Below are 10,532 nucleotides of genomic sequence, written 5' to 3'. Positions count from 1 at the left end.
CGGGGACGGGGACGGGGCCTGGGCGGGCGTGGGGGCCGGTGTGGGGGCGAAGCCACCGGCCGGACGGCCGGACGGCGCGTCGCCGGGGCGTCCGCCGCCCGCGGGGGGACCCGAGAAGCCGACGACGGTCTCGATCCGCCAGTCGACGCCCATCCGCTCCTTGAGGACCTCGCGGACGACGACGTCGCGGCCGCCGTTGACGAAGCCGAGGCGCCGTCCGTCCGCGTCGAAGCCGAGGGTGAGGACCTTGCCGTCCAGCCCGATCGGCTGGACCCCGGACATGATCACCATCCAGGTGGCGCGGCTCTTCTGCTTCACGGCCTCGACGACGTCGGGCCAGTACCGCTGGACCGTGCCGATGTCCGGCCCGCCGCCGGACGCGGGCGCGCTCGGCGCGGGCGCGGTGCGGGCGTGGGCGCGGGCCGAGCCGCCTGGGGGGCCTGCTGGGGGGCCTGCTGGGGGGCCTGGGCTTGGGCCTGGTCGGCGGATCGTTGGCCGTGCGGTGCGCTCGGGCGATCGTCCGGCGCCTGAGGTGCGCTCGGGTGCGCGCCGGGCACCGGGCGAGAGTTATCCACAGAACGATGTTCTGTAGGCAGTGGGGGGCCGGTCCGGTTGACACTGGAAGTGGGGTCGCCCCCCTGGGCGGGCGGGGGCTGTTCTGATGCCGATCCCGCAAAAGCTCTACTCGGTCCGCCCTCACCGAACCCGCCCTGGGACGCCTGCCGCTCCAGACGGTCGAGGCGTGCGAACATCGACGCCTCGTCCTCGTACGCCGCGGGCAGCAGGATCCGCGCCGCGATGAGCTCCAGCAGCAGCCGCGGGGACGTGGCGCCGCGCATCTCGGTCAGCCCGGTGTGCAGCAGGTCGGCCGCCCGCGTCAGCTCCCCCGGCCCGAGCGAGGACGCCTGCTTGCGCATCTGGTCGAGCTCGTCCGGCGGCGCGTTCAGCAGCCCGGACCCGGCCGCCTCCGGGACGTTCGAGAGGATCACCAGGTCGCGGAGCCGTTCGAGCAGGTCGGCGGCGAACCGGCGGGGGTCCTGGCCGCTCTCGATCACCCGGTCGATCGCGGCGAACACGGCGGCGCCGTCCCGGGCCGCGAAGGCGCCGATGACCTCGTCGAGCAGCGTCGAGTCGGTGTAGCCGAGGAGCGAGACGGCCCGCGCGTACGTGATGCCGCTCTCGTCCGACCCGGCCAGCAGCTGGTCGAGGATGGACAGGGTGTCGCGCGCCGACCCGGCGCCGGCCCGTACCGCCAGCGGCAGCGCGGACGCCTCGTACGGGACGTTCTCCGATTCGAGGATCTCCTCGACGAGCTCGGTGAGCGTCCCCGGCGGGATCAGCCGGAACGGGTAGTGGTGCGTCCGCGACCGGATCGTCCCGATGACCTTCTCCGGCTCGGTCGTCGCGAACACGAACTTCAGGTGCGGCGGCGGTTCCTCGACGAGCTTCAGCAGCGCGTTGAAGCCCTCCCGGGTCACCATGTGCGCCTCGTCGATGATGTACACCTTGAAGCGCGCGGACACGGGCGCGAAGAAGGCGCGTTCGCGCAGGTCGCGGGCGTCGTCGACACCGCCGTGCGAGGCGGCGTCGATCTCGATCACATCGATGTGCCCGGTGCCGGTCGGGCCGAGCGCGACGCACGAGTCGCACTTGCCGCACGGGTCAGGGGTGGGGCCGTTCTCGCAGTTCAGGGAGCGGGCCAGGATGCGGGCACTGGACGTCTTGCCGCAGCCGCGCGGGCCGCTGAACAGGTACGCGTGGTTGATCCGGCCGTTGCGCAGCGCCTGCTGCAGCGGTTCGGCGACGTGCTCCTGCCCCTTGAGCTCGGCGAACGTCGCAGGCCGGTACTTGCGGTACAGAGCCAGACTCATGGGGGTCCGCCCTCCTCAAGAGCAGAGCGTCAGAAGCGAAAGGACCCCCCGCACACCCGCCAGAGCCTGCTTATCCTTGCTGCCTTCCGGCCCTGGGGAGGTTCACAGGGTGACGCCGTGCGAGGGGTCTGCCCCGAGTCTATGGCATCCGGCCCGGGGGTTGGCACGGTTCCGCGTTAGTCTCCGCCACATGGCCGACTCCGACACCGCTCCAGCGCAGCGCACGCTCCTGCACATCGCCGAACGACGCCATTGGGAATCGGCCAGGGACGCGGGTGTGTCGTACGCGATGTCCACCCTCGGACGGACGCTCGACGACGAGGGGTTCGTGCACTGTTCGTCCGATATGGACCAGGTGCGGGGCGTCCTCGACCGCTTCTACACGGGCGTGGACCGCGACGCGCTGGTCATCCTCGTGATCGACGCGTCGCGCCTGGACGCGCCGTCCGCGACGAGCCCGCGGGGGACGAGCTGTTCCCGCACGTCTACGGCCCGATCCCGGTCCACGCGGTAATTGATGCGCGACCACTGCCCGGCACCCGGTAAGCTGTCCCGCGGAGGATTCGCCTAGTGGCCTAGGGCGCACGCTTGGAAAGCGTGTTGGGTTCACGCCCTCGCGAGTTCGAATCTCGCATCCTCCGCTCGCCCTTGAGGGGGCGCACGACGTCGAGGGCGGCACCCGATCCGGGTGCCGCCCTCAGTGCGTCCGGACTCAGTGCGTCCGGGCTGCCCGCTCCAGAACTCTGGCCACCGCCTTGAGGACCCTTTCGGTCCCGTCGCGCGTCGCGGCGTTGTCGCCCGGTTTCAGGTCTTCGCCACGCGATCGCCAGTAGCGGATCTCCACAACAAGGTTGCTCTCGCAGACGACGGCGTGGGACATGGCCATGCCGATGAAAACCTCGCCGCCTATGGTCCTGTCAATGAAGTCCTTCCCATCCCGGATCATCGCCCGATCCCCTACCTCGCCGGGCTCGTAGTCCCAGAAGTCGGTTCCGCCGGACCGCGGCGCCTCGGCCCTCTCCTCGTCCATGTACTCCTCGGCTTCTCCCACGTTGGTGTGCAGGCGAGCCGAGATGCTCAGTTTCCCGTCCACCGGCACCTCGGCGGACTCTTCGGTCTCCCAGCCGCACTTGCGCCAGTCGTCGGTGATCTCCGAATCGCCGGGGCCGCGGCGGTCGATGAGGTCGTCCAGCATCGGCTCGTTCGTCAAGGCCCCGCAGATGTTCGGGACGGTCGTGAACTCGACGGCGGTCGAGGCGGCCGGTTCCGCCCCCTCGGCCTCCCCCCGCGAACCTTCGCTGAGGGTGGTGTAGCCGACGGCGGCCGCGGCGGTGAACACGATCAGCAGAGCCGGGAGTGCGATCAGCGTGCGCCGGCGCGGGAGGCGCGCCGGCAGGTGGCGCCCCGGCAGGGTCCGAGTCGCGCGGAACGCCGTTCCGCGACCTGACGGGTTGTCCAGCAACCTGCGGGCCTGGTCGATCGCCGGGCGCCTGCCGGGGTCCTTTTCCAGCAGTCCGCGGATGACCGGTTCCAGCCTCCCGGCCCGCGCGAATTCTGGGCGCTCCCCCATGACCAGCCGCGCGATGTGGACTTCCGGCCCCTCGTCGGCGCGGAACGCCCTTCCGCCCTCCACGCAGTAGTACAAGGTTGCTCCCAGCGACCACAGGTCGGCTCTCCCGTCGGCGGTCCCGTCGGAGAACCGTTCGGGGGCGATGTAGCCGAGGGATCCGATGAGCCGGCCGGTCTGGGTGAGGGACTGGGTGGCGCCCGCGACGGCGGCGATGCCGAAGTCGGTGAGGACGACCCGGCCGTCGTCGGCCACCAGGACGTTCGCGGGTTTGAGGTCGCGGTGGACGATGCCGTTGGCGTGGGCGCACTCGAGGGCGTCCAGCAGGGCGTGCCCGATCTCGGCCACCCGGTCGGCGGGCAGCGGGCCGTCCTTCTCGACGATCTGCTGGAGCGATCGGCCCTGGACGAACTGCATGACGATCCAGGGGCCGCCGGGATCCTCGATGACGTCGTGGATGGAAATGACCGACGGATGGTCCAGCGAGGCGGCGGAGCGGGCCTCGCGCAGGAACCGCGCTCGCAGTTCGCGCTCCTGGCCCGGGTCGAGCCCTTGGGGCGGCAGAAGCTGTTTGACGGCGACCGGGCGCCGCAGGGCGTGATCGTGGCCTCGCCACACGATGCCCATGCCCCCTTGCCCCAGGGGCGCGTCGAGCCGGTACCGATCGTTGATCACACGCAATCCCGCCATGAGAAGAAGATAGTTGAAAGAACAGATCCGTTCACTAGAAGAGTCACCTCCGACGGCGGTACCGATCAGCGGTACCGGTGCACCGACCTCTCTCCGCCTCTGCCTACGGTGAGTAGGCGTCGAAGTGTCGGCGTTTACGGAACGCGACGAACGAGGGGGCAGGACGACATGGGGAGCGGCAGCCTGGACGGCAAGGCGGCGATCGTCACCGGGGGCGCGTCGGGCATCGGGGAGGCGATCACCCGGCTGTTCGTCGAACGCGGCGCGCGGGTCGTCGTCGTGGACCTGCAGCGCGACGCCGGGGAGGCCCTCGCGCGCGAGTTCGGCGACGCGGTGGTGTTCCGGCACGGGGACGTCTCCGACCGGACGGTCGCGGACGGGGCGGTCGGTGCGGCCGTCGAGCGGTTCGGGAAGCTCGACACGCTGATCAACAATGCGAGCGTCTCGCGGCAGCGGCCGTTCGTGGACCAGACGGACGACGACTGGGCCCTCGCGATGGACAGCAGCGTGTACGCGACGCGCAACTTCATGCTCGCCGCGTTCGACGAGCTGAAGAAGGCCGACGGTGCGTCGGTCGTCAACTTCGGTTCCGGTGCCGGGCTCGACGGGCAGCGCAACCAGGCGTCCTACGCCGCCGCGAAGGAGGCGATCCGGGGCCTGAGCAGGGTCGTGGCGAACGAGTGGGCGGTGCATGACATCCGCGTCAACGTCGTCTGCCCGATGGCGAAGACCGCGGGGGTCGCGCAGTGGGCGGAGGCGCATCCGGAGCAGTACGAGCAGTCGGCCGCGAAGGTGCCGCTGGGCCGGTTCGGCGATCCGCTCCGGGACGTCGCGCCCATCGTCGCGTTCCTCGCGGGCGACGACGCGCGGTACATGACCGGCCAGACGGTCATGGCCGACGGCGGCGCGATCAAGTTGCGCTGACCGACCGGCCGGAAGATAGTCACACGATCCCTGACCTGCGATGTAATTGGTTTACATTCGGAGTGGAAACGATGACTCGGGTAGTTGAGTTTCCTTCTTCGACCGCGTCGGACGCCGTAGACTCGGAGGGTGATCTTCAAGGCGGTGGGAGTGGGAAGGCCCTATCCGGACCACGGGCTCTCGTCCCGGGACTGGGCCAAGATCCCGCCTCGCCAGGTCCGCCTCGACCAGCTCGTCAGCACCAAGCGGGAGCTCGACCTGCAGTCGCTCCTGGCCAAGGACTCGACCTTCTACGGCGACCTGTTCCCCCACGTCGTCCAGTGGCGCGGCGAGCTGTACCTGGAGGACGGCCTGCACCGGGCCCTGCGCGCGGCCCTGCAGCAGCGGACCGTCCTGCACGCGCGCGTCCTCGACCTGGACGCGGTCGGCGTGCGCGGCTGACCTCGCGGGGGCGTTCTCAGCGGGTGCGGGCGGTCGCGGGAACGGCGATCTCCTTCGCCTCGACGAGCGGGCCGTCGTTGCCGAGCCGGATGAAGCCCGGCCGGGCGGCGAGGAGGCCGAAGGCGATCTCGGGCACGATCAGCGCGAGCAGGAGGCCGAGGGAGACGTTCCAGCCGCCGGTGGCGCTGTGCAGGACACCGGCGGCGAGCGGGCCGAACCCGGCGAGGAGATATCCGCCCGTCTGCGCCATTCCGGACAGGCGGGCGGCGATCGACGGGCTCGGCGACCGCAGGCTCAGCAGCGTGTAGGCGAGCGGGAAGGCGCTGCCGACGCCGACGCCGAGCGTGAGCGTCCACGCCCAGCCGGCGGACGGGGCGACGAGCAGTCCGCCGATGCCGACGACCATGACGACGCCGATCGCGGCGACGACGACGCGCTGGTCGCGGAGCCGGGCGGCGAACACCGGGACGAAGAAACCCAGCGGGATGCCGACGATCATCATGATCGAGACCATCATCCCGGCCGTCGCGGGAGCGTATCCGGCGTCCTGCATGATCTCCGGCAGCCAGGACATCAGCACGTAGAACATCAGCGAGGCCAGGCCCATGAACGCCGCGACGCACCAGGCGAGGGGCGAGCGCAGCAGCGAACCGTCCGTCCGGTGGGCGCCGTCGCCGGGCGCGTCGGACGTGTCCGGGGTGCGCCGCCCGCGGACCGCGAGCGGCCCCCACACCAGGGCAGCCACCAGGGACGGGACGGCCCAGACGGCGAGCGCGAGCCGCCAGCCGCCGGCGTGGTCGAGCGGGACCGCGAGACCGGCGGCGATGGCGCCGCTCGCGGCCATCAGCATCATCGCGACGCCGGTGAGCGAACCGACGCGGCGCGGGAACGCCCGCTTGATCACCGCGGGCATGAGGACGTTGCCCATCGCGATGCCCGCGCCCGCCAGGACCGTCCCGAGGTAGAGCGCGGGCGCGTACGCGACGACGCGCAGCACGATCCCGGCGGTGATCAGGACGAGCGATCCGGCGATGGCGACCTCGGTGCCGAGGCGGCGGGCCAGCACGGGGGCGAGGGACGCGAAGACGCCGAGGCACAGCACCGGCAGCGTGGTGAGGACGCTCACGCCCACGCCGGACAGGCCGAAGGCGTCGCGCAGTTCCCCGAGGACCGGGGAGATCCCGGTGATCGCGGCGCGCAGGTTGATGGTGAGCAGCACCAGCCCGGCCAGGGCCCATCCGGTCGCGGCGGGGGACGGGGTCGTGGCGGGGGGCTTCGTGGACGCGTTCATTTCACCTTCGTCGTGCGCTCGCGGCGCGGCTCAACGGAAACAGGAATCGGTGGGAGGAATCGGGCGCACCGGACCGGCGGGACCCGCGATATGGGGGAAGCGGCTCGCTAGGTGGCGGCCCCGCCCGGCGCCCCGACGGGAGGCGGCGGCTCCGGCGCCCCGGGCACGGCCGTCGCGGGAAGGTCCGCGGCGACGGTCTCGTCCTCGGACGCCTCGGGGGCGGCGGAGGCGAGGATCCGGTCGAGGCAGGCGTGCGTGGCGCGGGTGGCGGCCTCGGCGTCGCCCGCCTCGATGGCGCGGGCGATGGGACCGTGCGGGACGTCCGCGTGCCGCAGCAGGACGCCCGCGGCGCCGATGCTCGCGCGCAGCGCGGTGCTGAAGTCGCGGTAGAGGTCGGTGAGGACGCGGTTGTGGGTGGCCTCGACGACGGCCGTGTGGAAGGCGAGGTCGGCCTCGACGAACGCGGCGTGGTCCCCGTCGGCCCAGGCGGTGTCCCGGTGGGCGAGCGAGACGGCGATCGCGGCGACGTCGGCGTCCGTCCGGCGGGTGGCGGCGAGGCGGGCGGCCTCGACCTCCAGGCCGCGCCGGACCTGCAGGATCTCGATGAGCTCGGCCTTCTCCAGGCGCCGCCGGACGGCGCCGGACAGCTCGCTGGTGGCGCGCACGTAGGTGCCGTCGCCCTGCCGGCTGTGGAGCAGGCCCGCGTGGGTGAGGGCGCGGACGGCCTCGCGGACGGTGTTGCGGCCGACGCCGAGGGTCTCCGACAGCACCGGCTCCGGCGGGATCTTCCCGCCGACCGGCCAGACGCCGTTCGCGATCTCGTCCCTCAGCTGGTCGATCACCTGGTCGACGAGCGAGGAACGGCGCGTGGTGCGCAGCGTCATCGGCGGCCCCTAACGTCACCCGGCCATCAGACTGCCGGTCATCCCATGTCTACATGTTAGGACCACTCGCCGCGTGCTTTTATTCCGCAGCACGCACGCAGGTGTGCCGCACGCGACACCGCGAAGCAGGACGAACGGGACGGGCAGGGGCGTGGACGGCGGCGTCAGACGCGGCCGAGGTCGCAGTTCGCCTCGTGCGGGCGCCCGGCGCGCAGGCCGGTGGCTTCGAGCGCCTGCCGGTACGCGGCGGCCGCCTTCTCGCCGTCCTCGACCAGTTCGAACAGTTCGCCCATCTCGCGGAGCAGGTGCGCCGTGGCGCGTCCCGCCGGGAGCGCCGCCAACTGCCCGGACGCGGCCTGGAGCACGACCTGCGCGGCCTGCCGGTCCCCTTGCGCGACCCGTGCGCGCGCGAGGACGAGGCGTGCCCGGACGGTCGTCCGGGAGCGGGCCACGAGGTCCTGTCCGGGCTGCGGGGCGAGGGGACGGGACGCGATGGTGGGCGTCGGCGCCTGCAAGGCGAAGCCCGTGTCGAGGAACCGTTCGAGCACCGAGATGGCGTCGTCCAGCTCCCCTACGAGGACCAGCGCGCGCGCACGGGCGATGGCCGACTCGACGGCTTCGGACTCGGAGAGCCCGGACGTCCGCTCCAGCAGGCCGAGCGCTTCGCGTGCGGCGTCGGCCGAACCCTCGGAGCGGGGGCGTCCGAACGTGCCGGGGACGACCGTGGGGTCCTTCTCCGAGAAGGGTGCGACACCCCGCAGCAGCGCCTTCGCGGCGGCGAGGTGCAGGCGCGCGGCGCTCTCCGGCGCGATGCCCTCGGATCGCGCGGCGAGGGCCTGGTCGGCGAAGTGCAGCGAGTCGCCGATCGCGCCCTCGTCGAGCGCGCGGAGGCTGGCCCGCTGGTAGTGGACGCTCGTCGGCTCGTCCGCGCCCTCCGGGTACAGGAGACGGCGGCCGATCTCGTGCGCGCGCGCGGGATCGGACCGGTCCACGTACGCCAGCAGCAGGACGCGGCCCGCTTCGGTGTGCTCGATTCCCACGCCGAGCCCGAGGACGCGCAGGCGCTCCATGGCGCGCTCGCCGAGCGCGATGGCCTGCCCGAGGTCGCCGACGGCGTGGTAGCAGCGGGCGAGCGCGATGATGGCGGGCAGCGTGCTGGCCCGGCCGGCGTCGCGTTCGGCCTGCTCGCGCAGCTCCTCGAACAGCCCGATGGCGAGGTCGGTGCGGCCGAGCTCCTCCAGGGCGCGGGCGCGGCCCCAGCGGGCGCGGGAGGTGAGGTCGGGGTCGTCGCTGCGCGCGATGACGTCCTCGAAGCCTTCCTCGGCGGCCGCCGCGTCGCCGCCCAGCAGGGCGAGGTGCGCGTGGCGTTCCCGGACCTCGAGGTGGGTGCGCTGCTCGGGCTCGACGCCCTCGGCGAGGTACTCGGGCGTGCAGCCGAGTCTTTCGGCCAGCATTCGCAGCACGGTCGGGGTCGGTGTGCGCTTACCCGACTCGATCAAGGAGATATAGCTGTCGGAGAGGTCGTGACCGGCGAGCTGTGCCTGCGACAAGCGTCTGGTCAGCCGCAGGTTGCGGACACGTTCGCCGACATTGCCTGGACCCGGCATGTGGACTCACTTAGCGGAAGTAATCAGGCGGCTGGGGTGCCGACATGATTGCACATTGCGGGTTATCGCACATCGAGAGTAACGAAGCGGGCCGCGGCGGGTCGCGGAGATCCGCTAGTCGTCGGGGTTCTTGTTGGGGAAGATCATCTCGCAGACTTCGAGGTAGAGCTGCTCGGGGTAGGGAAGATAGTCGACGTTCGTCAGCGCCTGGTCCTGACCGGCGGACTCCAGGACGAACTCGCCGTAACCGAGCATGCGGCCGGTGATGGACCGCTTGAAGCTCATGTCGGTGACCTTCGCGAGGGGCATCATCGCGACCTTGCGGGTGAGGATGCCCGTGGTGAGCAGCATCCGCTGGTTCGTGATGACGAAGTAGTCGACCGACCATTCCGCGACGCGCCACACGAACCAGGCGAGCAGCGCGAGCCAGCCCCACCAGATCCACATGATGACGGCGCCGATGGTGTTGACCAGGCGCCCGCGACGATCAGGCCGCCGAGGACGAGCCCGACCGGGACCATCAGGACCGCGGGGTGCCGCCGCACGGTGATGACCTGGTTCTCGTGCGGGAGCAGGTACTTGTTGACGGACGCGGGGGCGGAGTCGCCGGGGGTGACCAGTCTCATCGCGCGCTCAGCCGACCGCGTTGATGAAGGTGATCACCGAACCGGCGGCGTCGGCGAGGCCGCCCGCCACGGTCTCCACCGATCGCGTGGCGCCGTCCGGCTGTGTGACCACGTAGAACGCCACGAAGGCCGCCGCGGCCCACGTCAGGTACTTCTTGGCGGGCACGGCTGCCTCCCGGAGCACTTGTCTCGAGACCCCGGTTCAGTTTCGCACAGCCGCAACCCCCGGCAAAGGAAGGTCTATGGCGCGTTGTCGAGAGACGACCGGCGCGCGCTGCGGCGTTTCTCCGCCGCGACCGTCGCCAGCACCTCCAGATGCCGGCGCGCGATCCGCTCGACGAGGTCGGCGGGCGCCGACCCGGTGACCTCCTCGGCGCCGTACCTGGCGGCGGACACGCAACGCGACACCGTCTCGGCGGCGTGCACGCCCGCGTACTCCTCGGCCAGCCGCTCGCCTATCTCCGCGTAGCGCGGCAGGTCCCCATCCCCTTGGTGAGCCATTGCGACATCCTCGGACTCGCTCGCGCCGCCCGGTCCGTAACGGTCCCCTGTGCCGCGGCGGCGGAGGGGAACGCGCACTGGCGTTCCGTGGAGGCTCAATACCCCCTGCCAGGGCGAACGAACATCCTCA

9 protein-coding genes, 1 tRNA gene, 1 other RNA gene and 3 pseudogenes are annotated in these 10,532 nt (G+C 71.7%); 4 read left to right on the top strand and 10 right to left on the bottom strand.

Annotated features, from left to right (window positions below; genetic code table 11):
• The 3 genes and pseudogenes from BJF79_RS62320 to ffs all read right to left on the bottom strand — a co-directional run.
• Positions 1-318: pseudogene (locus BJF79_RS62320) on the bottom strand (DNA polymerase III subunit gamma and tau); the annotation flags it as partial.
• On the bottom strand, positions 315-1,871 hold the full coding sequence (locus BJF79_RS31105; RefSeq protein ID WP_075902784.1) for a DNA polymerase III subunit gamma and tau: 1,557 nt from the start codon (positions 1,869-1,871) through the stop codon (positions 315-317). The pseudogene BJF79_RS62320 and the gene BJF79_RS31105, both read right to left, overlap by 4 nt.
• Before the next feature lie 36 nt (positions 1,872-1,907).
• Positions 1,908-2,003, bottom strand: an RNA gene (gene ffs / locus BJF79_RS31100) — signal recognition particle sRNA small type.
• A gap of 58 nt (positions 2,004-2,061) precedes the next feature.
• Here ffs and BJF79_RS31095 point away from each other — a divergent pair.
• Positions 2,062-2,417 (top strand): annotated as a pseudogene (locus BJF79_RS31095) (DUF952 domain-containing protein).
• A gap of 10 nt (positions 2,418-2,427) precedes the next feature.
• Positions 2,428-2,512: transfer RNA gene (locus BJF79_RS31090), tRNA-Ser, on the top strand.
• Between the two features lie 71 nt (positions 2,513-2,583).
• Here the strand turns inward: BJF79_RS31090 and BJF79_RS31085 are convergent.
• Positions 2,584-4,113 (bottom strand): serine/threonine-protein kinase, encoded by a 1,530-nt coding sequence (locus tag BJF79_RS31085; protein WP_075902782.1) that lies wholly within the window; start codon positions 4,111-4,113, stop codon positions 2,584-2,586.
• Between the two features lie 183 nt (positions 4,114-4,296).
• Here BJF79_RS31085 and BJF79_RS31080 point away from each other — a divergent pair, with 183 nt between their 5' ends.
• Entirely contained in the window at positions 4,297-5,052 is a 756-nt protein-coding gene (locus BJF79_RS31080) for an SDR family NAD(P)-dependent oxidoreductase (RefSeq protein ID WP_075902780.1), read from the top strand.
• 129 nt (positions 5,053-5,181) lie between these two features.
• Positions 5,182-5,493: a type II toxin-antitoxin system VapB family antitoxin gene (locus BJF79_RS31075; protein WP_075902778.1), complete on the top strand. Its 312-nt coding sequence runs from the start codon at positions 5,182-5,184 to the stop codon at positions 5,491-5,493.
• 16 nt (positions 5,494-5,509) lie between these two features.
• Here BJF79_RS31075 and BJF79_RS31070 read toward each other — a convergent pair whose 3' ends face one another.
• The 6 genes and pseudogenes from BJF79_RS31070 to BJF79_RS31050 all read right to left on the bottom strand — a co-directional run bounded on the left by BJF79_RS31070 (position 5,510) and on the right by BJF79_RS31050 (position 10,402).
• Positions 5,510-6,784 carry a CynX/NimT family MFS transporter gene (locus tag BJF79_RS31070; protein WP_075902776.1) on the bottom strand — a complete coding sequence of 425 codons (1,275 nt, stop codon included), beginning with the start codon at positions 6,782-6,784 and terminating at the stop codon, positions 5,510-5,512.
• A 107-nt stretch (positions 6,785-6,891) separates the two neighbouring features.
• Positions 6,892-7,668 (bottom strand): FadR/GntR family transcriptional regulator, encoded by a 777-nt coding sequence (locus BJF79_RS31065; RefSeq protein ID WP_083734240.1) that lies wholly within the window; start codon positions 7,666-7,668, stop codon positions 6,892-6,894.
• A 164-nt stretch (positions 7,669-7,832) separates the two neighbouring features.
• Complete coding sequence (locus BJF79_RS31060; protein ID WP_075902774.1) at positions 7,833-9,275, bottom strand: helix-turn-helix domain-containing protein; 1,443 nt, start codon at positions 9,273-9,275, stop codon at positions 7,833-7,835.
• A gap of 114 nt (positions 9,276-9,389) precedes the next feature.
• Positions 9,390-9,901 (bottom strand): annotated as a pseudogene (locus BJF79_RS31055) (PH domain-containing protein).
• A 7-nt stretch (positions 9,902-9,908) separates the two neighbouring features.
• On the bottom strand, positions 9,909-10,067 hold the full coding sequence (locus BJF79_RS57470; protein WP_187357082.1) for a hypothetical protein: 159 nt from the start codon (positions 10,065-10,067) through the stop codon (positions 9,909-9,911).
• Positions 10,068-10,141: 74 nt separating this feature from the next.
• Positions 10,142-10,402 (bottom strand): hypothetical protein, encoded by a 261-nt coding sequence (locus BJF79_RS31050; protein WP_075902772.1) that lies wholly within the window; start codon positions 10,400-10,402, stop codon positions 10,142-10,144.
• Positions 10,403-10,532: the final 130 nt, after the last annotated feature.

This window comes from Actinomadura sp. CNU-125 (assembly GCF_001942465.1).
GTDB lineage: Bacteria > Actinomycetota > Actinomycetes > Streptosporangiales > Streptosporangiaceae > Spirillospora.
The sequence above is the reverse complement of the archived record's forward strand: the minus strand, read 5'-3'. Positions and strand labels throughout refer to the sequence as shown.

Bases quoted from the DNA above. Each gene is read 5' to 3' on its own strand.
- BJF79_RS31105 (WP_075902784.1), bottom strand. From the start codon at position 1,871: ATGAGTCTGGCTCTGTACCGCAAGTACCGGCCTGCGACGTTCGCCGAG.
- BJF79_RS31080 (WP_075902780.1), top strand. From the start codon at position 4,297: ATGGGGAGCGGCAGCCTGGACGGCAAGGCGGCGATCGTCACCGGGGGC.
- BJF79_RS31070 (WP_075902776.1), bottom strand. From the start codon at position 6,784: ATGAACGCGTCCACGAAGCCCCCCGCCACGACCCCGTCCCCCGCCGCG.
- BJF79_RS31065 (WP_083734240.1), bottom strand. From the start codon at position 7,668: ATGACGCTGCGCACCACGCGCCGTTCCTCGCTCGTCGACCAGGTGATC.
- BJF79_RS31060 (WP_075902774.1), bottom strand. From the start codon at position 9,275: ATGCCGGGTCCAGGCAATGTCGGCGAACGTGTCCGCAACCTGCGGCTG.
- BJF79_RS31050 (WP_075902772.1), bottom strand. From the start codon at position 10,402: ATGGCTCACCAAGGGGATGGGGACCTGCCGCGCTACGCGGAGATAGGC.